This is a genomic window from Aliagarivorans taiwanensis DSM 22990, assembly GCF_000429505.1.
Taxonomy (GTDB): domain Bacteria; phylum Pseudomonadota; class Gammaproteobacteria; order Enterobacterales; family Celerinatantimonadaceae; genus Aliagarivorans; species Aliagarivorans taiwanensis.
Genome location: NZ_AUBZ01000009.1, coordinates 51,819 through 76,323, shown reverse-complemented (window position 1 = coordinate 76,323; position 24,505 = coordinate 51,819). Strand labels below are relative to the sequence as shown.

16 protein-coding genes are annotated in these 24,505 nt (G+C 56.9%); 8 read left to right on the top strand and 8 right to left on the bottom strand.

All coding sequences use genetic code 11. The features are described from left to right. Window positions 1-22 precede the first annotated feature (22 nt). Complete coding sequence (gene rlmF / locus G462_RS0107875; RefSeq protein WP_084404977.1) at window positions 23-1,135, bottom strand: 23S rRNA (adenine(1618)-N(6))-methyltransferase RlmF; 1,113 nt, start codon at window positions 1,133-1,135, stop codon at window positions 23-25. A 152-nt stretch (window positions 1,136-1,287) separates the two neighbouring features. Here rlmF and G462_RS0107870 point away from each other — a divergent pair, with 152 nt between their 5' ends. The 4 genes from G462_RS0107870 (at window position 1,288) to G462_RS0107855 (ending at window position 5,246) form a co-directional block, all read left to right on the top strand. Continuing rightward, window positions 1,288-2,559: an O-acetylhomoserine aminocarboxypropyltransferase/cysteine synthase family protein gene (locus G462_RS0107870; RefSeq protein ID WP_026958518.1), complete on the top strand. Its 1,272-nt coding sequence runs from the start codon at window positions 1,288-1,290 to the stop codon at window positions 2,557-2,559. Window positions 2,560-2,745: 186 nt separating this feature from the next. Next, window positions 2,746-2,952 carry a hypothetical protein gene (locus G462_RS0107865; protein WP_026958517.1) on the top strand — a complete coding sequence of 69 codons (207 nt, stop codon included), beginning with the start codon at window positions 2,746-2,748 and terminating at the stop codon, window positions 2,950-2,952. Window positions 2,953-3,086: 134 nt separating this feature from the next. Continuing rightward, entirely contained in the window at window positions 3,087-3,329 is a 243-nt protein-coding gene (locus tag G462_RS0107860) for a DUF6868 family protein (protein ID WP_026958516.1), read from the top strand. A 264-nt stretch (window positions 3,330-3,593) separates the two neighbouring features. Next, on the top strand, window positions 3,594-5,246 hold the full coding sequence (locus G462_RS0107855) for a methyl-accepting chemotaxis protein (protein ID WP_035477178.1): 1,653 nt from the start codon (window positions 3,594-3,596) through the stop codon (window positions 5,244-5,246). Here the strand turns inward: G462_RS0107855 and amt are convergent. Beyond that, on the bottom strand, window positions 5,243-8,332 hold the full coding sequence (gene amt / locus G462_RS22075; RefSeq protein ID WP_051326607.1) for an ammonium transporter: 3,090 nt from the start codon (window positions 8,330-8,332) through the stop codon (window positions 5,243-5,245). The genes G462_RS0107855 and amt overlap by 4 nt on opposite strands. 307 nt (window positions 8,333-8,639) lie before the next feature. Here amt and G462_RS0107840 point away from each other — a divergent pair, with 307 nt between their 5' ends. The 3 genes from G462_RS0107840 (at window position 8,640) to G462_RS23850 (ending at window position 14,140) form a co-directional block, all read left to right on the top strand. Continuing rightward, window positions 8,640-12,983, top strand: coding sequence for an AsmA family protein (locus tag G462_RS0107840; protein ID WP_026958513.1), 4,344 nt, complete (start codon window positions 8,640-8,642; stop codon window positions 12,981-12,983). 213 nt (window positions 12,984-13,196) lie between these two features. Next, window positions 13,197-13,868 carry an alpha/beta fold hydrolase gene (locus G462_RS22070; protein WP_051326606.1) on the top strand — a complete coding sequence of 224 codons (672 nt, stop codon included), beginning with the start codon at window positions 13,197-13,199 and terminating at the stop codon, window positions 13,866-13,868. Beyond that, a complete protein-coding gene (locus G462_RS23850) occupies window positions 13,826-14,140 on the top strand; it encodes an alpha/beta fold hydrolase (protein WP_051326605.1) in 315 nt (104 codons plus the stop codon). The genes G462_RS22070 and G462_RS23850 overlap by 43 nt, the downstream gene beginning before the upstream one ends. 39 nt (window positions 14,141-14,179) lie before the next feature. On the opposite strand, the gene G462_RS22065 is transcribed toward G462_RS23850, so the two are convergent. Next, window positions 14,180-15,361: an acyltransferase family protein gene (locus G462_RS22065; protein WP_084404976.1), complete on the bottom strand. Its 1,182-nt coding sequence runs from the start codon at window positions 15,359-15,361 to the stop codon at window positions 14,180-14,182. Then, the gene (locus G462_RS0107825) at window positions 15,358-15,819 is read right to left on the bottom strand and encodes a hypothetical protein (protein WP_026958512.1); all 462 of its coding nucleotides are present in this window, start codon (window positions 15,817-15,819) and stop codon (window positions 15,358-15,360) included. The genes G462_RS22065 and G462_RS0107825 overlap by 4 nt, the downstream gene beginning before the upstream one ends. 209 nt (window positions 15,820-16,028) lie before the next feature. Between G462_RS0107825 and G462_RS23845 the strand changes: the two genes are divergently transcribed. Further along, window positions 16,029-16,976 (top strand): AraC family transcriptional regulator, encoded by a 948-nt coding sequence (locus G462_RS23845; protein WP_169720150.1) that lies wholly within the window; start codon window positions 16,029-16,031, stop codon window positions 16,974-16,976. Here the strand turns inward: G462_RS23845 and udp are convergent. The 4 genes from udp to G462_RS0107800 all read right to left on the bottom strand — a co-directional run bounded on the left by udp (window position 16,973) and on the right by G462_RS0107800 (window position 24,457). After that, entirely contained in the window at window positions 16,973-17,743 is a 771-nt protein-coding gene (udp, locus tag G462_RS0107815) for a uridine phosphorylase (protein WP_026958510.1), read from the bottom strand. The two genes, G462_RS23845 and udp, sit on opposite strands and share 4 nt — an antisense overlap. Before the next feature lie 147 nt (window positions 17,744-17,890). Continuing rightward, on the bottom strand, window positions 17,891-18,685 hold the full coding sequence (locus tag G462_RS23840) for a LysR substrate-binding domain-containing protein (RefSeq protein ID WP_084404975.1): 795 nt from the start codon (window positions 18,683-18,685) through the stop codon (window positions 17,891-17,893). 383 nt (window positions 18,686-19,068) lie between these two features. Then, window positions 19,069-20,760, bottom strand: coding sequence for a family 31 carbohydrate-binding protein (locus tag G462_RS0107805; RefSeq protein WP_026958508.1), 1,692 nt, complete (start codon window positions 20,758-20,760; stop codon window positions 19,069-19,071). A gap of 118 nt (window positions 20,761-20,878) precedes the next feature. Next, window positions 20,879-24,457 (bottom strand): di-heme oxidoredictase family protein, encoded by a 3,579-nt coding sequence (locus tag G462_RS0107800; RefSeq protein WP_026958507.1) that lies wholly within the window; start codon window positions 24,455-24,457, stop codon window positions 20,879-20,881. Window positions 24,458-24,505 lie beyond the last annotated feature (48 nt).

Here is a 24,505-nt window from a genome sequence, read left to right as displayed (position 1 = left end):
CGTGCAAGACCTTGCAGAGCGCCTAAAACCGCCAGGCAAACAGCCGACTTTGCTTCTGCCCCTGACCCATAGCGATGACCTTGGTCTTCTTCACCTTAAGCTGCCTTGCCAGTTTTTCCAGCGCCTTAAGATTGCTCGATTTTGATACCAAAGAGGTGAACCAGCCTACTTGTTGGGCGAAGTGAGTACTTTCTTTAAGCATCTTGCTCAAAAACTGAATTTCGCCTCCCGGGCACCATAATTCGGCCTTCTGTCCGCCAAAGTTCAGCTTGCTTTGCTCAGGACTGGTTTCCGCTACGCTCTCCCCTTTCGCCGCTGCCAGGTTTTGCCGTTTGCGTTGGTTGGCCTGCAGCGCTTCCTCCAGCGAGGCGTGAAACGGAGGGTTGCACATGGTGGCAGCAAAGAACTGATCGCGGCCGATGATGCCGGCGAAGATCTGCTCCGGGTCATTTTGCTGTTTCACCTTCACCAGCCCTTTCAGGCCGGGATTACTCTGCACAATGGTCTGGGCGCAGCTCACCGAGACTGGATCGATATCGCTGGCGACAAACTGCCAGCCATAGCTATGAGCCCCCAAAATGGGATAGATCACACTGGCCCCAGTGCCCACATCGAGAATGCGTACTTGCTTGCCTTCGGGCGGCTTAGCGCCCCCGCCTAACAGATCGGCCAGATGGTGGATGTAATCGGCGCGCCCCGGGATCGGCGGACACAGATAGCCCGGCGGCAGCTGCCATAGTCCCACCCCATAGTGGCTGGCCAGCAAGGCCTGATTGAGGCATAGCACCGCTGCTGGGTCGGCGAAATCGATGGTGTTGTCGCCTTTGGGGTTGGCTCTAACAAAATCATGCAGTGGCGGGTGAACCTCGATCAGGCGGGCAAAGTCGTAGCGGCCTTGATGGGGGTTGCGAGGATGCAGTGAAGCCTTGGGCTTGGCCACCGCGTTAGCCTTGGGTTTCACTGCAGGATTTGCCTTGTCTGCAGACTTAGGTTTAGCGGCTGATTTTGCCTTGTTAGCAGCCTTAGATTTGGCTGCTTGGCCACGCTGGGCCTTGTCGCCCCACACGTCGTTCGAGCGGGATTCGCTGCGCGGTTTTCCGGCGCGGCTAGCGGGTTTACGTGGGGGCTGAGGCATGGCGTTTCAGGCTCGCAGTTGAGTTAAATCGGAAAAGTTGGCAAATTTTAGTCGTCTAACCGTAAAAAAGCCACGTAAGTCACAGCGAAGACCTTCTCTCGACCCACGTTAGCTACTAGCATGGTGGGTCTTACTCACCTCAAGGATTGACGATGAAACTAGAATCTTTGGCGCTCCACCACGGCTACGAGTCGGAAGCGACCACCAAGGCGGCCGCAGTGCCGATCTACCAAACCACCTCCTACACCTTTGATGACACCCAGCACGGTGCTGATCTGTTCGACCTGAAGGTTCCCGGTAATATCTACACCCGGATCATGAACCCCACCACCGATGTGTTGGAGCAGCGCTTGGCAGCAATGGAAGGCGGTATCGCCGGTCTGGCGCTGGCCTCGGGCATGGCCGCCATCACCTATGCCATTCAGTGCATCTGCGATGTGGGCAGTAACATCGTCTCTACCTCCCAGCTTTATGGCGGCACCTACAACCTGTTTGCCCACACCTTCCCGCGCCAGGGCATCGATGTGCGCATGGTGTCGCACGACGACTTTGCCGGCTTTGAAGCCGCCATCGATGAGAACACTCGCGCGATCTTCTGTGAGTCCATCGGCAACCCCGCGGGCAATGTGGTTGATCTACAGAAACTGGGCGAAATAGCCCAGCGCCATGGTGTGCCATTGATCGTCGATAACACCGTAGCGACCCCCTACCTGTGTCGACCCTTTGAGCATGGTGCATCGATTGTGATCCACTCGCTGACTAAGTACATCGGCGGTCACGGCACCTCGATTGGCGGCATCATCATCGACTCCGGTAAGTTTGACTGGGCCGCTAACAAGGCCCGCTTCCCGATGCTCAACGAGCCAGATCCGTCCTACCATGGCGTGGTCTACACCGAAGCGCTAGGGCCTGCGGCCTACATCGGACGCTGCCGCGTGGTGCCGCTGCGCAACACCGGCGCGGCAATCTCGCCCCACAACGCCTTCTTGATCCTGCAAGGTCTGGAAACCCTCGGCCTGCGTATGGATCGCCACTGCGAGAATGCGCAGGCACTGGCGGAATACCTGCGTGCCCACGACAAGGTAGAGTGGGTGAACTACGCCGGCCTGGATGACAGCCCCTACCAAGTCACCGCACAGAAGATCACCGCCGGTAAAGCGTCAGGGATCTTAAGCTTTGGCATTAAAGGCGGCAGCGAAGCTGGTGGCCGCTTTATCGATGCCCTGCAGATGATTCTGCGACTGGTCAACATCGGTGATGCCAAATCACTGGCCTGCCACCCAGCCTCAACTACTCACCGTCAGCTCAACGAAGATGAGCTAAAAGCGGCGGGCGTGAGCAGCGAGCTGGTACGCATCTCGGTGGGGATTGAGAATATCGACGACATCATTGCCGATGTCAGTCAGGCGCTTGATAAAGCCTGAACTGCTTCACCACACTAAACCTCAAGGCGCCCAACAGTGGCGCCTTGTGTTTTTTCGGAAACCTATCACCTTTGCATCAACCATGTGATAAATCAATATAAATAATCTAGCCTCTAGCGATTAGTCGCTCGCCCTTACCTTTTTTAAATAAAGCACCAGTAACCAACTGATAAATAGTAATTTTATATGACCCCCTCTAGCCGCACCTTTCAGTTTCAACTGGTACATCCAGATAAAAACTTGCACGGCATTAGCGAAGACAACTACCCACTACGCGAGCAAACTCTGGCAGTGGGCGAGCTTATTCAAGGCACCGAGACCTCGGTGAGCGGGTTACAGCAGCAAGTTGAGCAGCTACGCGCTATTACTAAAGATCTGAGGCTTATTCCTTAACTGTCAGTTTTCAATACACGCGCTAGGACAAGGGCACCCTTCTGGCTCGTCGTTGCCTCGAAACGTATCCCTACTCACACTCATCAACTGAGTAATTAGTTACACTAGAGTCCCCACTTGCTGAGGACCTGCCGATGAGCATTGCCCAACTCACCGACTTTTTTGGCTGGTGCAGCCTGATTAACATCATCCTGCTATCGCTCGCGGCGCTAGGCCTGCTGCTCGCCAAACAGCGGGTTATCGATATCCACCAGCGCTGGCTTCACCTCGATAAAGAGCAGTTGGACGCGCGCTACTTTGACTATCTGGCCAAGTACAAGCTGGCCATTGTGGTGTTTAATCTGGTGCCCTACTTGGCGCTGCAAATTATGGCGTAGTCGCTTAAATCATCCGCCCGACCAAGCGCCCTGCTCTCCCCGGTGTAGCGCTCCCCGATGCAGCTCACAGCCCTCGTCCACCCATGACGTGCTTGATGAAAGTTTCTCCAGCAAGCGAGCTACCTTTCAGTCGAAAATGACCTCGCGATCACATCAGCTGAAAAACATACCAGAGAAAACACTTTTCATTATTTAATCGCCCCGGCCTTGGCCGTTACATTTGCCGGCGGTCGCCGTTCACTAGCAATTTATCTGGCAGGAAGCATGATACTCAAACGCATATTTCAACAACTCTCCCTAAGTAAGCAGTTACTGTTACCTTCGTTAATAACACTGGTGCTCACCCTCTCCGGCCTAGGCTATGTCAGCTATCACCTGCAGCGCACCTTTAGCGACGTATCCAATGTGACCCAGTTAACCCTGCAGCAAATGGAGCTATTACGAGAACTCAGTGACAAGGTCACCGAGCTGAAGGTTGCCAGCATGTCTGCCCAAAGTGATGCCCAGCAGCTCGCACAACTGGATGCCTTGCTGACCGCGAAGCAAGCTGAGCTGACGGAGTTGCAACAGCGGCTATTAGCAGCAGGCATTGAGCAGCAAGCGCTGGCCAGCGTGCTGGAGCCGAGCGAGCAATTTGTCGAGCATGTGCGTAATCGCCTGCTTCCAGCTTGGCAGCAACGTATGTCGGGGATCGCCATGAACTTTGGTGCTGAACAGGCCTATCGCGACAATATGCAGCGTTTCCATTTCAGCGCCGAGACCATGGTGCTAGCCATCTCCGAGCTTAATCAGCAGCTTGATCAACTCGCGCGCGGCGCACTGGACGACAACAACCAACGCTACATGCAGCTACTTAGCGCCAGCACCATCGGTTTGGTGATCCTACTGAGCGCATCGCTGCTGTTTGCGCTGGCCATCGCCCGCTCAACCCTACGCCCGATCACCGCAATTCAAGCCTGCATGCGCAAGGTTGCCGACGGCCAACTGCAGGCTCGAGTAGACAACTTCGGCGACAACGAAATTGGCGCGCTAGCCAAAGACATCAACCACACGGTGGGACAGCTTTCGACCATAATCACCCACCTACGTCAGATCAGCGATAGCACCGCCTCATCGGCCACCGAGCTGGCGGTGGTAATGCAGCAGGCCTCCGAAGGGGCCGAGCATCAACAGCAGCAGATAGAGCAGGTGGTGGCAGCAGTGGAGCAGTTCTCCTGCAGCTCTCAGCAGGTCAAGCAAAGCGCCCTCAGCGCTCAGGATGAAGCACTCAACGCCAACACCCTGACCCGCGAGAGCATCGAGATCTTTAAGCAAAACCACCAAGCGGGCCTGAGCCTGGAACAGCAACTGCAGCAGGCCGCAGAGCGGGTCAATGCGGTGGATATAGAGTCGCAGAACATCGGTCGCATCCTCGAGGTGATCCAGCAGATAGCCGAGCAAACCAACCTGCTGGCGCTGAATGCGGCCATTGAGGCAGCCCGAGCTGGTGAGAGTGGTCGCGGCTTTGCGGTGGTAGCCGATGAGGTGCGCCAGCTGGCGGCACGCACCCAAGAGTCGACCCAGGAGACCCACGGGATTATCGAGCAGCTACAGCAGCAATCGAAAGGCGCCAACCAGAGTGTGCAAAGCAGCTTGGAGCTGGTGGCCAACAGCCGCAGCTTAAGCGAACAGGTGGATCAGGCGCTGGGCGGGATCACCCAAGCCATCAGCTCCTTGGCCGATATCAACACCCAGGTGTCTGCCGCCTCCGAGCAGCAAAGTCAGGTCAGTGAAGAGATTAACCTGAACATCAATGCCATCGATGCCATCGTCCGGGAAAGCGTCACCGGGATCAGCCAAAGTGCCAGTGCCAGCAGCGAGCTATCGCGTCTGGCCGAGGACCAAAAACAGCAGCTGCAGCAGTTCCAGCTACACTAGCTCACCGAAGGACGGACCGGCGTGTAGGCCGGTCCTGCCTCTGTCTGAGCGGGCTCAGCTAACAGCTGAGCAATCCACTCGGCACTCTCCGGCTTATAAAACCAAAAACCTTGGTAGACATCACAGCCGCGTGATGCCAGAAACGTCAGTTGCTGCTGATTCTCGACCCCTTCGGCCACCGTGGTCAGCTCCAGGTTCTTCGCCAAGGAGATGATGGTGGCGCAGATCTGGCCATCTTCATGGGTGTTGGCGCACTCATCGACAAAGGAGCGATCAATCTTGAGCACATCGATGGGCAAGCGTTTCAGGTAGTTAAGCGACGAATAACCGGTGCCGAAGTCATCGATGGAGATCTTCAGCTTGAGCGCCTTGAGCTCGGTCATCACCTCAATGCAGCGCTCGATATCGGTTAGCAGCACCCCTTCGGTCAGCTCGATCTCGAGCAGCTCTCCGGGCAATTGATAGTGGGCTAGCCGCTGTCGAATAAACGGCACCAAGCCCACCGAACGCAGATGCTTGCCGCTGATGTTGACCGATACCGGCACCAGCTGATTCCCTTCGCTGCGCCATTGGTCGAGCTGCTTAAGGGTGCGTTCCACCACCCACTCGCCCAGCCCAATAATCAAATCAGACTCTTCCGCCAGCGGGATAAACACTACCGGCGAAATCATCCCTTCTGTAGGGTGTTGCCAGCGCAGCAGCGCTTCCAAACCAACCAGCTGCCCCTGTTGGGTCACTTTGGGCTGATATACCAGACTAAGCTGCTGCTCCTCTTCCAGCCCCTTGCGCAGAGCCTGCTCATAGTCGAATTCGCGGGCAGCTTGGGTCGCCATCTCTGGCTGAAACAGTTGGTAGTTATCACGGCCGAGCTGCTTGGCCTGATACATGGCAATGTCGGCATATTGCACCAGCTGCTCGGCGCTGCTGTAGGCGCTGTCGCAGAACACCACGCCGATACTGCTCGGTACATTTAGCTGACGGCCTTCAATCTCCAGTGGCAGGCGCAGCGCTTGCAGCACCTCCTCCGCCTTGAAGCGGGCTTGCTCGGCGCCGGTTACGTGCTTGAGCAAGATAATAAACTCATCGCCGCCCCAGCGCGCCACAATGTCGCTGTTACGGCACACCGTGCTAAGGCGCTTGCTGACTTCCACCAGCAGGTGGTCACCGGCTTTGTGGCCAAGGGTGTCGTTGATTTTTTTGAAGTGGTCAAGGTCGAGAAACAACAAGGCCGCGTCAAGATCTCTCCCACCGGCCAGATGCAGCATCTTGTTCAGTTGCTGAATCAAGTAGGTGCGATTGGCCAGGCCGGTCAAGGCATCACTGTAAGCCAGGTTTTTCAGGCGCGATTGCATCTTCTGTTGGCGGGTAACATCGCGGATGTGCAGGGTGAACTCATCGCGCACCGAGGCCCCTAAGCCTGCGCCGGTAATGGTAATCTCGGCCGGGAAGCGGTCGCCACTGCTGCGACTAAGCAGCATATTGTTACGGCGATTGCGTAGCAGCCCTTGTGATGTAGAAAAGCCATGAGACAGGCTTTCGCTGATCTCCGCTCGCTTGTCTTCCTCGATAAACAGTTCGATAAAACTCTTGCCGGTGACTTGTCGCTTCAAGTAGCCAAAGCAGCGCTCTGAGGCAGGGTTAAACTCTAAGATCCGCCCCTGCAAGTCGATGCTGACAATACAGTCCATCGACGAATCGAGAATGGCACTTTTGCGCCGCTCACTGGAGCGGAAGCTGGTGATGGCATGGTCGCGCTTGTTGATCTCAGCATTCACCCGGGCAATCACTTGGTTGTAGCGCTTGGCGATCTGTCCCACCTCGGTAAACGGCTCAACCGGCACCGGCTCGGAGAAGGTGCCCTCGCGCTGCTGTTGCTGCATCGAGTCCAGTAAATCAATCAGTTCGGTACTGGCGCGATGCTCTGAGACGTTCATACCACTTATCTCATCAGCTCGGCTCACCCGCAGTGGCAGCCAGATATCGATTAAGCGCAGCAGCAGATAGCTCAGGCCAAAGGCATACAGGCCAATGCAGGCGATCCCCTGAAGCTGCACCCCCAACTGTTGGGCGCGACTTAGGCCGGTACCCAACACCTCGAGATCGGCAAACAGCGCCAGCGCCAAGGTGCCCCAGATGCCGGCAAACAAGTGCGCGGGCACCACCGCCAAGGCATCATCGATGCGGCAACGGGCCAGCCACCAGGTTCCCCAATACACCACCAGACCAGCCACCATGCCGATAAACGCCGCCGCCGCCCCGGAGACCACATGGCAGCAGGCGGTAATGGCCACCAGCCCGGCAATCACCCCGTTAAGGATGTAGCTGACATCGATAAAGCCTTTGCGCAGGAAGTGACAGGCACTGCAGACGATGCCACTCCAGGCCGCGGCTAAGCAGGTATTAAGCAAGATCTTCGGCACCGCATCGGTAAACGCGAGGGTGGAGCCACCATTAAAGCCAAACCACCCCAGCCATAACAGCAGCGTGCCCAGCACCGACAGAGGGAGATTGCTGCCCATCGGCATGGCATGTTCGCTATCGAAACGGCCGATCCGCGGGCCGATAATCAAGATGGCGGCCAAGGCCACCCAACCGCCCACCGAGTGAACCACGGTGGAGCCGGCAAAATCCACAAAGCCTTGGCGCTCCAGCCAGCCTTGGGCCTCACCGCTATACAGGCCCGCCCATGCCCAGTGGCCACTGACCGGGTAGATCACCGCACTAAGTACCACCGCCGCCAGCAGGTAGCCGTGATAGCTCATTCGTTCGGCCACCGCCCCCGACATCAAGGTTGCGGCGGTGCCACAAAACATCACTTGGAACAGGAAGAAGCTGATTTGCTCCGGGGAGTTATGCTCACCAAACAAGAATTCGCTGCTGCCCAGCCAGCCGTGAAGGCTGTCGCCAAACATCAGGCCAAAGCCAAACAGCCAGAACAGTGCCGAGGCGATAATAAAATCGGAAATGTTCTTGGCGGCCACGTTAATACTGTTTTTACTGCGGATCTTGCCACTTTCCAGACACAGAAAGCCCGCTTGCATCAGAAACACCAGTGCCGCTGTGCCCAATAGCCAGGCCGAATCCATATCGTTTCCTCATCCCTGATTGCACCAAGTTGGACAGGCGCCGGCAAACGCCGAGCGAAGCTGCGCCAATATGGTGCATAAATGTAACATTTGTCTGTTTAGTGAAACAGCTCCTTATGCCAGTGCAACTACCACGCCATACCGCCTAAGCACCTTCACCGACAAATCGCCCAATAAGCACGCTAAACGCATGTTTTATAGGCAAACAAACAGTGATAAACCCGCCAAGTTGCAGGCCCAAGCGCTTGAGCCAGACCCGCTATGATTTATAATCTCAGCGTCCCCTAAGTGCCTCCCGGAGTTTATTGTGAGTAAGGCCAAAATCGCGCTAGCCAGTCTGTCCGGTATCCTCGCCCTGATTATCATCGTGCCACTGCTAATCCTACTGATTGGCATCCGGGTCGACCTCAGCGGACAACGCAATACCATTGCCGATATCCTTGGCCAGCAGCTGCAACGCGAGCTCACCATCGACGGAGCTATTGAGCTTGAGGTATCACTCAAACCGGCGCTGCGTATTGAGCAGGTTTACCTGCACAATCACAGCCTTAAGCCCTCAGGCAACGAAGACACCGGCCTTAACAGTGGCAACCCGCAAAATAACGGCGACTGGCAGCAACCCTATCTGGCAGAGCTGGCCCTGCTAAGCGCCCAACTCGAGCTGCTGCCGATCCTCAAACAGCAGATCAACTTGACCCAATTGGCCGTCAATGGCTTTAAGCTCAACCTCGAGCAGCGGGCCCTTAATGACAATAACTGGCAGCTTGCCAGTAGCGATGCAGACCAACAGCCAAACGACAACTCGCCGGTCGAAGCACAGAGCGATAGCGCCGCACCGCCGGCGGAGTCCGAGCCGGAAGAGGCCCTAATCGAACAGCAGATATTCTGGCGCGGCACCGCCTACCAAGTGCGCATCGAAGAGAGCCTGCAGGTGCGGGATATGGCCATCAGCTACTACGACCATCTGGCTGATGCACAGGTGGACTGGCAGCTTGAGCAGCTGCACGCCACCATGCCCGATGAAGACAACCTCGAGCTAAGCGCCTCCGGCAGTATGCTGGGAGAGCGCTACCACTTTGATTCGCGCTGGCAGCTTAACTCCCTACTGCAAGGCGCCTTAGGCGAGCTGACCCTGAGCGCCCAGATCGGCGATATCGCGCTCTCGCTCACTGGTTTGGTGGACCCCAGCGCCCAACAGCGCTCTAAACTGGCACTGCAACTGCAGGCTGAGCAATCCGCCAGTCTGGCACGTCTGCTCGGAGACAACGCCGCCCTGATCAGCCCCTTGGCGATAGAGGCAACCCTCTCCGCCCTGCCTCGCTCCTTGCACATCGAAGACCTATCACTGCAAAGCGCCGGCTCGACGTTAAATGGCCAACTACAGCTCGACACCCTGAATAAGTTGGTGATTGGCGGCGAGCTGAATATCGATCAGTTCGATCTCAGCCCGTGGCTCGAAGACAGCCTGGAGCAAGCTAACTTCAGCGCGCTGGAAGATGAGCAAACCCTCGAACAACAAACGGCTAATCCACAGGACAACGCTGCTAACAGATCTTCTAGTGAGGAAGAACGTACCAGCGAAGAGGAGCGGCCACCACTCGGGCAGATCGCCAATTACTGGCTGAGTCAGGCCGATATCGACCTACAGCTCACACTTGGACAGGTACTTGGCCTGGAGCAGGAGATCAGCGCCATTGAGCTGGCCTTGAGTCTGGAAGAAGCTCAGCTGAAAACCCCGATGCGCGCCACCATCGACGACCTGCCGTTTCGCGGCAACCTCACCGGACGGGTCGAGCAAGATGCCCTGCAGCTACGCGCCGGTTTAGCAACCCGCGATGCCCCCTTGGACAAGATGATCAACCGCTTCCCGTTTTTGGAAGGCGCTAGCGGTAAGATTGGTAGCGGCTTTCTAGCCATCAGCAGCGATGGCGCCGATGTCATCGAGTTGCTGCGCAACGCGCGGCTGCGCTTTCGCATGCAAGAGAGTCACCTGCGCCTGCCCAGCGGTAGCCCCTTGGGGATCGAGCAGGGCGAGCTAAGCGGTGGCACCACTGAAGAGATGCAGCTTAGCCTTAGTGGCCAGCTATTCGAAGTGCCGGTGACCATGCAGGCCACAGCCACCGCCCCCAACCGCTTGTACCGAGGCGAAGACTGGCAACTTCACTACCAGATCGACTCACAGCCGCTGCAAGTGCAGCTTGCCGCATCGCTGCCCGAGGGCAACTGGCAGGAAGGCGCGGAAATGCAGCTCTCGGTACAAGCCGATGAGCTTGGTGCCCTCGCCCCTTGGCTAGGGGTGCGCGACGACGCCACCGGCAGCTTCGCCCTGAGAAGCGAGTTCTCCCTAAGTGCCAATCACCTGAACGCCGATATCCCCGAGCTGACGCTGGCCGATAGCCAAGGGGAGCTGAGCTTCCGCGCCCGTCGCTTCCCCAAAGACGACCAAGCCAACCTGCAGCTGCAGGGCCAGTTCAAGCGCATCGACCTGGCACAGATGCTCGGACTATGGCCAGAAGCGGCCGCGCTGGAAGAGCCGCAAGAGCTGGAGCCAATGCCTGAAGCCGCAGACAACAGCGAAGCAACACGCAACGACCAGCCAACAGGCAACGATAGTACCAATAGTGACAGTGCCAGCAGTGACCAGCGTAGAGCGCGCCGCACCGGCCAGCCGCTCACAGATGAGGAGCGTAAAGCCCGCCAAGCACAACGTCGTCAAGCGCGGCAACAGGCGCAAGCTGCCCGCCAGCAGCAGCTCAGCATCCCAATCCTGCCGCAGAGCTTTAGCCTGAGTGATGCCGACCTGTCGCTACAGGTAGAGCAACTGCAGCTCGGCGAGCGAGAACTGCAGGCCATCTCGATTCAGGGTGAAACTCGCGACGGCTGGCTGAAGCGGGCGCCGTTCAGTGCCCGCTTCCAACAGTTGTTGGTGGGCGGCGACCTGAGCCTCGACCTGCGCGATGCGCCTTACAGCATGGAATTTCAGGTGGGTAGCCGCGATGTCGACCTCGGCTGGTTGCTGCGTGAGCTGGAGCTTGCCGAGAACATTCAAGCGCAGGTTGAAAGCAGCCAACTGAGCCTTAAACTGCACGGCAATAGCGTCGCCGAGCTGCTCGACAACGCAGAGCTCGAGGTCGGCCTCAGTGAAGGCTACTGGCAGGTGGTCGACCCCAATACCCAAGCCGAGGGTGAGATCGCCATCCGCCACGCCAAGATCAGCGCCGCGCCCGAGCAGCCCCTAAGCTTTGACCTGCAAGGGCAGCTACTCGATTACCAGCTGCAACTTAACTTAAGCTCCTTGCCGCTCCAGCAATTCCGCCAACTGCGCAGTAATATCCCGCTCACCCTGCAGGCCCAGCTCGGCGAGGTAGCGCTGAGCGCCGAAGCGCGGGTACAGCGCCCCTTTGACTTAAGTCGCAACCGCCTGCAGCTGAGCCTGTCCAGTCCTTCGCTGAAAGCGCTGGATGGCCTGCACGGCTTTGACCTGCCGCCCTACGGCCCGCTGGCCCTAACCGCCGGCTTCGCGATGAATCGACGCGGCTATCAGCTACGCGATATGCAGCTGAGCGTGGGTGAGAGTCGCATGCAGGGCCAGGCCCATATCTACACCAATCGCGACAAGCCAGAGCTATCGCTAACCCTGCAAGCACCGCATATTCAGCTAGACGATTTCCGCCTGCATGATTGGCAGGGCTGGAGTGCTCCAGAGCAAGAGGCAGATCAGAACGGCGAGCAAGATAGACAAGATGCAGTGCAGCCGCAGCAAGCCTCATCCCTCAGCAGTGAGTCAGACTCACAGGCCGCCCCTCTGCTCAGTTTGGAAGCGCTGGCGCGGGTCAATGCAGTTTTCAAACTGGATGTAGACCGGGTGCAGTCCGGTGAAGACTGGCTAGGCGCCGGCCAGATGCACTGGCAACTGCAAGATAGCCAACTCACGCTAGCGCCGCTAAACCTGCAACTCCCGGGTGGAGAGGTGGATATCGCCGCCAGCCTGCGCCCCAGCGAGCTTGGCTTTGCCACCACCTTAAAGGCGGATATCGAGAACTTCGATTACGGGCTGCTGGCACGGCGCATCAAGCCCGACAGCGAGATGCATGGTCGCTTCAACCTCCATGCCGATCTGCACGGTGAGACCGATGCCCCGGAGCGCCTGCTGGAGAATGCCAATGGCACACTGGGCTTTGGCGTGTGGCCACAACAGTTTGAAGCGGGGATACTCGACTTGTGGGCAGTCAGCCTGGCCAGTGCGGTAATGCCTGAGTTAGACCCGGGTGAGCGTTCGGTGCTCAACTGCGTGGTGGGGGTGTTTAATGGCGAGCAAGGGGTACTCGATCAAAACATCCTGCTGGCTGATACCTCGCGAATGCGGGTCGTCGGTCAAACCGAGGTGGACTTTGGCGAGCAGACGCTCAGCTTAGTGCTGCGCCCTCAGGCCAAGCGCGCACAGATCTTTAGCCTGGAAACCCCGGTGCAGGTTAAAGGTAGCTTCGATGATTTCAAGATTGGCGTACCCAGTGGCGGCCTACTCGGCACCACCATCCGCTTTGTCACCAGCCCGGTGGTTGCGCCGCTACGCTGGATCTTCGAAGTGCCGTTGGATGCCAACGGCAGCGAGCTTTGCCAGCAAGTCTGGGATCGCGGCATAGAGCAATAGACTGAGAGTGCATTAGCCCGGGGGCGCACCTGATTAACCCATGGGCACTGTAAAATTATCAATACAGAGCCGATACAGTGCCTAATCGGGTGTATCTCAGCACAGTGATAAAAGCGTCAATTTAACCTATCTTTCTAGATGGCAGCCAAGGAGGGCTGTGCTTAAATCTCATTTCATACAAGGAAGGCCTTATGATCATCGTCTTGTTGATCCTTGTTCTGTTTACCTGCTTGCTGCTTGCTGATTGCCCTGCCCGGGCTGCGTAATGCCGAATACCACCCACTCAATGAACATAATCGTCGCTTGGCCAGCGGACAGTTTGCTCAGCTGCGTCATGGCCCAGTGCATTTTCAATTGCTGGGGCCCGATCAAGGTGAGCTGCTAGTGATGCTGCATGGCTTCTCGGTGCCCAGTTATGGCTTTGAGCGCAACGCGATGTGGCTGGCGCGGCAGGGCTATCAAATGCTGTGTTTTGATTTTTATGGCCGCGGCTATTCGGCGCGGCCGCGCACCGACTACACCCCGGAGCTGCTGGTAGAGCAACTGCATGAGCTGATCAGCTACTTGGGGCTGAGAACTCCCTTTCATTTACTGGGCTTATCCATGGGCGGGTGTATTGCCGCGAACTACACCCGCCGCTACCCCGAGCAGGTACTCAGTACCATCTTGCTGGCGCCACTGAGTAAACGCATCAACGCTGGGCCCTTTCGCTTCGGCAAACTGGGCCGTTTGCTCTGCTATAGCTGGTTTATTCCACGGATGCCTAATCAACAGCTTAAGGAGTTTGTTGACCCTATGGGGCAAGAGGACTGGGCCTATCGCTTCATCGCTTCAAAGAACAGATGCACTTTAAAGGCTTTCGGTATGCCATCTACAGCACCTTGATCCACACCCTAGACCACGATCATCAAGCGGCTTATCAGCTCGATGACCACCCTAGCTTGCTGGTATGGGGAAGTCTCGACAACGTGCTGCCGGTGTCCCAAGCCGAGCAACTACGAAAGCAGCTCGGCGAGAACCACCAATACATTGAGCTCCCCCACTGCGGTCACTTGCTGCACCACGAGCATCCCGATGAGGTCAACCAAGCCATCGTGAACTTTCTCCAGCAACAGGCTTATACCGCCCATCATCACGCCCCCGACTTGGCTGGCTAGGCTGTTCTGGCTAGCCTTTTTCTAGCTAGGCTCTTATGACTAAATAGTGCTGGCCAGCGCCAGCGGACTGCGCGCCTTCCAGCGCTTGGCGCGCTCCAGTATCGGCTGCTCAAAAAGGTAAAAGCTGAATGCCGCCAAGGTCCAGCTAAGCACCACCACGATGGCCGATAGCTGCCACCATAGCGCCACATCCTGGATCCCCATGTAATGATACTGCGGCACCCATAGCTCGCGGATCACTTCGATAAGCAGGTAGTGCCATAGGTAGATGCCAAACGATAAGGTCGCGATATGGCGGAACAGGCGGTTATCCACCAACCGGTGCCCCAGCACACTAAAGTGCAGCCCCAGCAAGATGGCGGCAAACAGCAGCGCGGCGAGCGGTGCCAGATAGGGCTGGCCTGTAAGCGGGTTCGGCGCGCCGGATATCAGCCACTGCTGACTGGCCCAAACAATCGCGCTGAAGCAGGCCAATGCCAGCAAATCAAATCCCCAGTGAGCTTGTTGGCGACGCTTTTCCAGACCAGCAATCAACGCCGCCGCCAGGCCACCACACAAAAACTGGCCCATAAATCCGGCCACATTCCAATAGGGTAGCCACTGCTTGGCACCGCCAATCATGCCGTACTGCCAGCCTTTACCCTCGGTATCGGTCATAAACCATTGCAGGGCCAGGGCGTGCAGTAGCTGCATCAATAGAATAAGCCCCACGCCCCACAATACGGCGCTGGCTAAGCCATGCCAACGGCTGCGCAACAGTGGCCACAGCAGCAGCGGAAGCAAGGCATAACAGGACACTTCCAGACCAATCGACCACAGCGGGCCATTAAAATCGGTGCTGAAAAAGCTGACGTAGTGATAGGGCGCGGTAAAGGTAAGCCCAGTAAGCAAGCGAGACCAGGCATAATCATGGGGGGCCAGCCAATAGTTGAGCGCAAAACTGCATAGCAACACTAGATAGTAGGCAGGCACAATCCGCGCAGCGCGGCGCAGTGCGTAATCCGAGAGGCGCGGCAGCGCTTGCTGATGCAAATGCGCCCGCCAAAACGGGTAAGCCAACAGCCCACCCGATAACACAAAGAACAGACTCACCCCCAGCTCGCCGGCATGCAGCCCGAGCACCACCGGGTCGTGGCTCTGCAGCCGCTGCACCAAGTGATGCACTAACACCGCGATGCAGGCCAGTGCCCGCATCCCATCAAATCCTCGTAAACGGCTCATGGATTGCCTTCTCCCTCACGAATCGGTTGTAATTTTGACAAGCCTTGATGCTCACCGCTGAGTTCCGCCCATAGCTGCTCGCCCTCAAACCACAGGCGGGTTTGGTGGTGTTTATCACCATAGTGCAGCTCGCCATCAGTAAAATTGGCAACCAGTGGTAAGGGGCGGTCATCGATACCAAGACCCGGGTTGGGCCAGTGTTGCAACACCCCCTTTAGCTGGTGTTGCCCCAACTTCTGCTTGAAGTCTAAAGTGAAGATCACCACCCCGCCCCAATTGCCCTGCCAGCGCCCCAAAAAGCGGCTGGCATCCTGCGCTTGAGAGCTAGCAGGCGCTATTGATGGCATCTGCGCCAGCCAGGTGCGATAGATCGGCACCACAGCACAGAGGACAAAGCTCAGTAAAAACAAAGCCTTTAAGTAGGTCCATGGGATCGGTTTGGGCTGACTGACTTGCATAAGCGCTTCTCCTTGCAGTGAGTCCATACTAGTCGTCGCCAAGCGAAAAACTTTGCATAAATTGCGATCTAGCGGTTGTTTTGAAGTCGGTTTTTTTTGTTTAATAATGACTCAATAGCAGTCAAGGAATAGGCCTTTAGGAGATGACGGTAAGCGTCGCCGCTCAACCAAACTTGAAACCCCAGCAGATACGTCAGTTGCATCGCGTTATGGACTACATTGACCTCAATCTGGGTGGGCAACTGCTGCTGGAAGAGTTGGCGCAACAGGCCTGCTATTCGCCGTTTCATCTGCTGCGCCTGTTCCGCGACTACCTTGGCGAAACGCCAGCAATCTACGTGCAGCGGCTGCGTTTGGAGCGAGCGGCCACCTTGCTGCAGCGCTACCCCAAGATGAAGATCACCGATGTCGCTCTTGCCACTGGCTTCTCGTCGGCGGCCGTGTTCTCGCGCGCATTTCGCAAGCATTTCGCCATGACCCCAAAGGCCTGGTGCAAACAAGATTTCTGGAAGCCCTGTGGCTACTACTTTTACTGGCGCGACCAAGACTGTAGCGATTGCCCCAATCGGACCCAGCGCAGTATCGAGTTACCTGAGGACTTCGCGGTATTGCCCGCCGATAGCAGCAAGCCAGAGGGGCTGAAGGATGTGAAAGTGGTAGAGCTGCCGGAAATTAACTTTGCCTATACCCGCGCTTTTGGAGAGTACGGGCCGGGTGCCAGCTACCCCCAGTGGCATAAGCTGTTCGCTTGGATGGATCAGCACCTTAGCTGCCGGCCCCGGATGATGATGGCGCAAGCCATGGATAATCCGCTGGTCACACTCGGCACCCAATGCCGCTTTGATGCCGGGTTTATCGTCGAGCAGCCACTACCTGCCAACCGCTTTTTATCCAGTAAAACGATTCCTGCAGGGCGCTATCTAAAGGGCGTGTTCGAGGGGAATGCCCAACAAGAGGCGGCGATGATCCGCCACCTTTGGAGCAATTATATTCCGGAACATGGTTTGCGGGTGCATCCAACCCACAGTGGGCTTGGGCTGGTGAACACCGCAGACTATAGCGAACTGCCGAAGCTAGACCAGCAAAGCACGATCGTGATCGATCACTACATTCCGCTGCTACCGCGCGACAGTCGCCCGAGTATTGAAGTCAGTTAGCCGTTGTGCGCCAACATCTTACGCGCCGCTTCCACCACGATGTCGATGGCGCGGGTTTCGGTTTTCTTCATGGTTTGCTCGTCAGGGATCTCTTGTTGAGTGCGGTTAACAATCACGCCCGCCACACAGCCGGCTTGCCAGCCCTGAGTTGCACAGATAGTAAATAGGCTGGCGCTCTCCATCTCATAGTTGAGCACGCCCATCGCCTGCCACTCTTCCATGCTGCCTTGTAGGTGTTTTACCACCCGGCCCGATACGGTGTCATAACGCTCTTGGCCTGGGTAGAAGGTGTCGCTGGAAGCGGTAATACCGATGTGGGTGGTTGCCCCCAACGCTTGGGCACTTTGATAAAGAGCTTGGGTACAGTGGAAGTTTGCCGCCGCCGGGAAGCTGGCTGGAGCGAAGTGACCGCTGGTGCCATCAAGACGCACCGATGCCGTGGTGACAATCACGTCACCGACATTGACCTGTGGCTGGATAGCGCCGGTGGTACCGACACGCAGGAAGCAGCGAACACCTAATTGGGCAAGCTCTTCCACGGCGATGGAGGTCGATGGACCGCCGATACCGGTGGAACATACCACCACGCTGTGACCATCCAGTTTACCCAGGTAAGAGCTGAATTCACGGTGGTTGGCCAGGGGCTTAGCATCAGAAAGCAAGGATGCAATGCGCTCAACGCGCTGAGGGTCGCCTGGGATAATGGCGAGCTTGGCCCCTTCGATCATCTCGGGGTTCAGCCCTAGGTGGAATACACTGGCTGTCATTTGATTGGTTCTCCTTAACTAGCTTACGCGCAGAGCTTAGTGCGCGTAGCTAGGATAAAGTGTGAGCTAAGTCGCAAGGTAAACGGGGACAGAAAATGAATTTAGGATGTTTACCTATTGTGTTTAGCGACCGTTAGATAAGAAAAGTTAGCGATAGATAAGTCGATGCATATGGTCGCGGTAGGCGTCGATGAAAACCTTGAGCCGCTTGCAGTTAGCGCGCTCCTGACGATGAACCACACAGATACTGGCTGGGCAATAGAACTCGCCGTCGAACAGGCGCGTCACCAAGCCCTGTTGCTCCGCTTCGCGAGCCAGCACCTCGGATACCACGCTGATGCCCTGCCCCTGCAACAAGAGCTGCCACACGGTGCTATAGCCTTCACTCTTTAACACTTGGTTGATAGCAAATGACTGGGGCTGAGCGCCTTCGCTATGCAAGGTCCATTGGCTATTCCCCCAAGAATAAGGGCTGTAGCTAATACAGCGATGATTCTTCAACTCGCGAGGGTGGCTTAGCGCGCCATAACGCTCAAGATAAGCGGGCGCGGCATAGCAGTAGCGTTTGTAGGGAGCCAACTTGCGCACCGCCAAGCCTTGCCACTCCACCAGATCGGGGCTGATCATTAGGTCGTAATCGCCCAACTGCCCAAGCTGCTCGACCGCAAGGTCGTGAAACGACAGAGTGATCTCTGGATAACGCTGCATAAAATCGGCGATCATCCCGCCTTGGCAAAGCAGGTCGACCACAGCCGGGACACAAGCAATCCGCAACTCGCCTTGCAGGCTGTCCCAATCGCCACAAAGGCTCGACTCCACCGGTAGACGCTGCGCGGCAACAGCAGGAGGTAGCGCGGACGAACTCTTCTCTGCAAGCCCTACAGACGATGAACGGTTAACACTCCCCCACGAACTAAACCAGCGAAGCACGGTGGCCCTCATTTGCTACTACTCCATGCACATGAAAGAACTAAAGCGATCGCTTTATTTTCCTAAATAACGTGCTAAAAAAAAACCTGACCGAATGGAAAACCTGCGTCAGTTCATACATTTAAAAGATAGTCGCCCACTGTCATAAAACTGAAACATTGATTATGCTAGTTTACAGTTATGAAACATTTAAACGACACAAACCGCGTTAGTTGTTACAGCTCAATGTTTGATTACTACCCGCTAATCACACTCAAACTAGGCTTGCTGCTGGCTCATACCCTATGGTGGTACTGCCTCTAGACGGCCTTGCCGTTAACACCTGACCAACATCTTGCTTGGTATCAAAAAAAGCCCCACCGAAGTAGGGCTCGTTTCTGTTGCCGCTGTGCTTATTAAGGGTTAAACACCGCACTGGTCTCTTCAATCACCTGCCCCAAGGCATTGTCCTGCACCTTGAAGGTCAGCTGATATTCATTCCCGGCCACACCCGGCCACTGATACTCGTAGTAGCCATCCACCAGATTCGGCGTGCGGCAGTCTGCGCCATTACAGAGGTAAACAAAGTTGGCAGTCCAGCCTTGATCTTTGCGCACCGCCTTGAAGGTGGAGCCATCGACAGCCACCAGACCAAAGTCCGGGTACTCGCCGGGGTTTGTCGGTGGATCGATCGGTGGGTCGATCGGCGGTTCAATGGGAGGTTCAACCGGTGGATCTACCGGATCGGTGCCGCCTTCAGCAAAGGTAATCACCTTCTCCTCACTGATAAACTGGCCGCTGCTGTTGTCTTGGGCCTTGAACTGGATGGTATAGCTCTGACCCACTACTACACCGTCGAAGCGTTTCTTGTAGTAACCGCCTTCCAAGGAGCCGGGTAGGCAGAAGCCGTCCAAGCAGACATACTGCCATGAGGCGCTCCAGCCCTGATCGCGATGGAAGACCTCGATGGTGTCGGCATCGATGTAGCTAAAGCCTAAGTCGCCCTGCGGCTCGATCGGTGGGTCAATCGGGGGATCGACGGGCGGATCAACTGGCGGCTGGCTGCTGCCATAGCCTAGCTGTGCAAACAGCTGCTCGTTTTGCAGCAGCCAAACGCCATCGCTCACTTCGGCAGTGAAGTTCTCCTCAATCAGGCTGTTGGCCTGCACGCGGCTGTCACCCCAATAGCCTTCGCCATAGCCATCACCAAAATCGCCCCAGCGCCATTGGTTGTCCCAGTCAGCGTTGATATAGGTAATCGCTTTAACGTCATAGCGGTCGATAAAGTTAAAGAAGGGCGCAAACCACTCATCCCAGATCTGCTGGCCGGTCTTGCTCTGGCGGTTGGTGCCTTGGGCCGGATCGGCGGAGTAGTTGAGATCGGCGATCTGGTAGCGCTGTGGGCTCGATTCGTTGATAAAGATCGGCTTGCCCTTGGCTTTGGCAAAATCCGCCGCTTCGTTCACCGCATCCCAGTTACAATCTTGCGGTGCGAAGTAAGACAGACCAATCCAGTCCACGTATGCATTACCCGGATACCAGCTCTCCAGCTGACCACGCGGGTTCGGGCAATACGACGACACCTGCCACACCATAGCGATGCGATCTTCAAAGCCCAACTCGCGAATACGGTTATACACATAGCGCCACGAGGTGATCAGATCGGCCTGATTATGGCCATTCCATGGGCCATCTACTTCGTAGGCCCAACGCAAGTAGACCGGCCGGTCATAACCGTACAGACTTTCCAACAGGTTAGTGATGTTGTTGTTGTAGGTTCCCGCAGCAACGGCATCTACCTGCCCATTCATCGAGATCCCGGCGATGATGGCGCGATCAGGATAGAGGCTGGCGAGTTGATCCAAGTTGTTGCGACCAGCGCCGGCATCGGCATCGCCATGCAGGCCGTCCAGCGCGGCAATCCCTACGTAACCGGTGACCCCGCCAGCGGCAATACTGGTTTCGTTGTGAAAGTCATTGATGCTATCCACATCCTGACCCACGCTGAACAATCGCCCTTGTTCGGGCACCAACGGCGCTGCCGTCAGGCCGGCAGATAACGCCAGACCACAGGCGAGCGATATGACACTCAAGCTTCTACGCTTCATGGTTTTTCCTTGTTAGCAATTGGGCAAACATCCTGCCTGCCCGGGTTTTCTCTGCTAGGGTTTCCCCCAGCTTTTCGCTTGAGAGGCACTCGATCGAGCGCCCCTCGGTTGCTGCGCCCTACAGCGAACGCAAGAACTGGATCAGGCTTTGCTGCTGCGCCGGTGACAGTCCGTTAAACCCGGCGACCGCATTCACCGCATCGGCCTCGCTGCCCTCGTCGTCATGCATCTGGATCGCCTCACTCAATGAGCTGGCGCGACCGTCGTGCAAGAACAGCAGTGGTCGTTCGCGCATATGGTGAATGGCCATCTGCTCAGCATCATCGCCGTCATACAGGGCAATGCCGATATCGATTTGGCCACTGACCAACTTGTTGTTGTTCTCCAACAGGTCGATGTTGCGGCCCAATCCCCACAGCGGCGCCGTCCGGTAAGTGCCGCCAGCCACCTGATGCAGCTTCATATCGGTATAAGGGCGGATCACCAAGTCGCGGAAGGCCTCGGGCGCATGCTCACTGGTCACCTGCATGGGCTGGTGACAGTTGGTACAGCCGATGTCGTGGAACAACTGCTCGCCCTCTCCCACCGCCGGATCGTCGTAGCTGCTGGGGTAGCGAGCCGGAACGGTCAGGTACTCGGTGTACTTGGAGATAAGCTCAAGATTGGCCGCAGAGATCTGCGCTTCGTCGTTGGGGTCGATACCATGATCGTTAACCAGCGCATTCTTGATCTGCTGACGTACCGTCGGTACGTCGCCCGTCCAGGTAAAGCCGGCTTCACGCCCATCGATATACTGCAGCAAGCCCACGCCATAGGTTGGCGGAGCGATGCGTGGGCCATTGGGCGTATTGATCACCTCCGAGCCACGGCCATCTCGGTAGTGACAGTCACCACAGGCCACCGGACCGCCCTCTTTCACCTCGGGCAGCTCGTTACCGATCCCGGTGTCGCCGGGGTTAGAGCCAAGGTTGTCCTGCCCCGGATCTTCGTTGCTGGACTTTTGCAGCTTCACCCCATGGAACAGGTGGTGTCCCCATAGGAAGTCATCCACTTCGGACGGATCGTGCAGGGTGGTCAGGTGCTGAGTAAACAGCCCGCCCTTCTCGATAATCATGTCGTGGATACCCGCACCGATATGGCCGTTCTTAAACTCGCCGCCATAGTTTTTGATGTTAAACACCATATGGGTGCCGCCTTTGGGCACCAGCGACAAGCGAGGGTCGCCAATCGGTGAGTGGAAACCCTGACCGATGGTGTAGTACTGGAAGGTGTTGTAGGTTTGCGCGGTAATCAGCCCCACCACCCCGGTCATCTCGAAGCTCACGTTTTGCCCGTAGCTCCAGCCGCCTTGGGTGTAAGTGGTCTGGTTGTTGGAGGGCTCAAAGTTGTAGACCCAGGTCGGCAACTTGGCATCGCCGGCTCCGTTTTGTAGCCCTTCCAAGCGCACCAAGCCTTGCTCAGCGCCGGTATAGGAGATCGGCATGTTGAGATCGAGGGTCAGGGTTATCGAGCCATCGGCTTCGGTGGTCTCAATCGCATCGATGGAGTAGCGCGCCAGATCGGCGACCCGTGACGAGTTGTGGGTGGCATCGCGAATAGCTTCGGTCACCCCGTCGTAGGCGCGCGGATGGCGGAAGCGCATCCAGTTAGCGCCAGTGTCGGTGTAGACTTCGCGGGTCGACAGGTCGATGCGCTGACCATCGTTGATAAACAGCGCGGTGTAACGATAGGCCGAAGCCGGATCGAAGTCGTCGTTGTTATCAATCACATACTTACCCGCTCCCGGATTGCTCATCTCATAGCGGAAGAAGTACCAGTAGCGGCTGGCAGTGGCACAGGCCTCGGGAATGGCTGCAGAGCCGCTGCTTAAGTCGGTCTCATAAAAGCTGACCTGATCGAGGGTACAGAACATACTAACCGGTGAACCCGATACCGCCCCTAAGGTCGCGCCAAACTCCCAGCTCACCTGATTGCCATCGATATTAAAGGCAAAGCCATTGTTCGGTGCGCTCATGCTAAGCGGGGTGAGCAAGGCGCGCTGATACAGCTCCTGCGGCACCGGTGCCAGATCAAGCGCCACCAGCGGCCAGCTTTCACTCACGCCATCCAATTGGCCCGGCTCGCTATCGGCTGCACGCAAGTAGAGAGGCATGCCGTTATAAGTGACCTGTAGGCTACCGTCAGGGAGGGTAATGGTGCCCAAACTGCCAGACAGGCGTGAGGAATCAACCAAGGCTGCTGGGTCTTCAACCTTCAGTGCTGGCCAAGCCGCGCAATCAATGCAGTTGCTGACCCCTTCTGAGTCTGCTGCAAAGGTATACAGGGTGTAGCCGAAGTACTCAGCCCCTGCGCCAATACCCGCCACCAAAAAGTTACCGACAGTGGCGTCAAAGCCCACGTCCCACGCTGGCAGTATTTCTGGCGTGCTGGGCGCTACTACTTGCGGGTCTTTGCTGCCTGCGCCGCCGGGGCCTCCGCCGCCCGGAGTGCTGCCATCGCCTTCCCAGTAGACTTCCCAACGCGGTAAGGCGTCGGTGCCATAGCCGGGGATCTTCAGCACCGCGTTGTAGGTTTGGCCGACCCGCATATTGTTTTGCTGTGCCTGCCAACGACCTCCAACCAACTCGGCGCGATAGCAATCGGCATCGCCATCCTTACACATGTAGTAATCGCCACCGGGCCAATCTGGCTGGTTGGTCGCCCAGTAAAGTGCGCTGCTGTTATCGATGACCTCGGCGCCATAGTCGCCTTGGGGCGGCTCACTGTCATCAGCAACCACTAGCTCAGCCTGCTGCTGGCGGCTATCGCCCTGATCGTCGGTAGCAACCACGTCAAAGCTGTAAGTGCCCGCCTGAGTCAGCGCTACCTGCCACTGATAAGGCGCGGCAGTTAAACTGCCCGCATCGATTTGGCCACCTTCCGGCTCGCTGATGGTTAAGGCCACGCTGGCGATGCTGCCGTCGCTATCGCTAGCACTGGCTGCAACCGTGATACTATCGCCAATCACAAATTCGCCATCCGGCAGGCTAATGCTCACCTGCGGAGGCAGGTTACCGGTGGGTACTTCAGCGACATTAACCACAGCAGTTTGCTCAGTGCTCAGACCGCCATCATCGGTCGCTACCACGCGCCAGCTGTGATTGCCGACGACAGCATCCTGTACTGTTGCTTGATAAGGCGATTGCGTAAACGAACTATGTAGCTGCTCGCCCGCACCAGGAAGGCTGAGATAGAAATCAACGCTGACCACCTCGCCATCGCTATCGCTGGCATTAGCCTGCAAGGTGTAGCTGTCGCCCTCAAATAGGCTGCCACTGGGCACTGTTAAGCTCAGGCTAGGTGCTTGATTTGGCGGTGGTGTGCTGCCGCCATCGCCTGCGGTCACCGTATACTCCGGCGAGATATACTGGCCGGTGGCGTTATCTTGGATCTTGAGCTGGATCAGGTAGTCGCTGCCAGCACTCACCAAGCCGGTCACATCGCGCTGCCAGCGGCCATTGACTAGCTCACCAGCGGTGCAGTTGTAATCAAGACAGAGGTAGCTCCAGCCACCGGTCCACCCTTCATCATCGAAGTACAGAGTTGCACTGCCGCTGCCGACCTCAATACCTTGGCCCGCCCAAACGCTAGCGGATGAAAACGCCAGTGCGCAGGCAAGAGTGTGCCTGCGCCATGGCGTAGAGTGATAACTTCTCATGGGAATATCCTTATTAAAACGGGCAGCCCGAAGGCTGCCCGTTGTTTC

What these genes read in the sequence shown, in the direction of transcription:
- rlmF (WP_084404977.1), bottom strand. Translation starts at nt 1,135, where the DNA reads ATGCCTCAGCCCCCACGTAAACCCGCTAGCCGCGCCGGAAAACCGCGC.
- G462_RS0107870 (WP_026958518.1), top strand. Translation starts at nt 1,288, where the DNA reads ATGAAACTAGAATCTTTGGCGCTCCACCACGGCTACGAGTCGGAAGCG.
- G462_RS0107865 (WP_026958517.1), top strand. Translation starts at nt 2,746, where the DNA reads ATGACCCCCTCTAGCCGCACCTTTCAGTTTCAACTGGTACATCCAGAT.
- G462_RS0107860 (WP_026958516.1), top strand. Translation starts at nt 3,087, where the DNA reads ATGAGCATTGCCCAACTCACCGACTTTTTTGGCTGGTGCAGCCTGATT.
- G462_RS0107855 (WP_035477178.1), top strand. Translation starts at nt 3,594, where the DNA reads ATGATACTCAAACGCATATTTCAACAACTCTCCCTAAGTAAGCAGTTA.
- amt (WP_051326607.1), bottom strand. Translation starts at nt 8,332, where the DNA reads ATGGATTCGGCCTGGCTATTGGGCACAGCGGCACTGGTGTTTCTGATG.
- G462_RS23850 (WP_051326605.1), top strand. Translation starts at nt 13,826, where the DNA reads ATGCACTTTAAAGGCTTTCGGTATGCCATCTACAGCACCTTGATCCAC.
- G462_RS22065 (WP_084404976.1), bottom strand. Translation starts at nt 15,361, where the DNA reads ATGAGCCGTTTACGAGGATTTGATGGGATGCGGGCACTGGCCTGCATC.
- G462_RS0107825 (WP_026958512.1), bottom strand. Translation starts at nt 15,819, where the DNA reads ATGCAAGTCAGTCAGCCCAAACCGATCCCATGGACCTACTTAAAGGCT.
- G462_RS23845 (WP_169720150.1), top strand. Translation starts at nt 16,029, where the DNA reads ATGGACTACATTGACCTCAATCTGGGTGGGCAACTGCTGCTGGAAGAG.
- udp (WP_026958510.1), bottom strand. Translation starts at nt 17,743, where the DNA reads ATGACAGCCAGTGTATTCCACCTAGGGCTGAACCCCGAGATGATCGAA.
- G462_RS23840 (WP_084404975.1), bottom strand. Translation starts at nt 18,685, where the DNA reads ATGAGGGCCACCGTGCTTCGCTGGTTTAGTTCGTGGGGGAGTGTTAAC.
- G462_RS0107805 (WP_026958508.1), bottom strand. Translation starts at nt 20,760, where the DNA reads ATGAAGCGTAGAAGCTTGAGTGTCATATCGCTCGCCTGTGGTCTGGCG.
- G462_RS0107800 (WP_026958507.1), bottom strand. Translation starts at nt 24,457, where the DNA reads ATGAGAAGTTATCACTCTACGCCATGGCGCAGGCACACTCTTGCCTGC.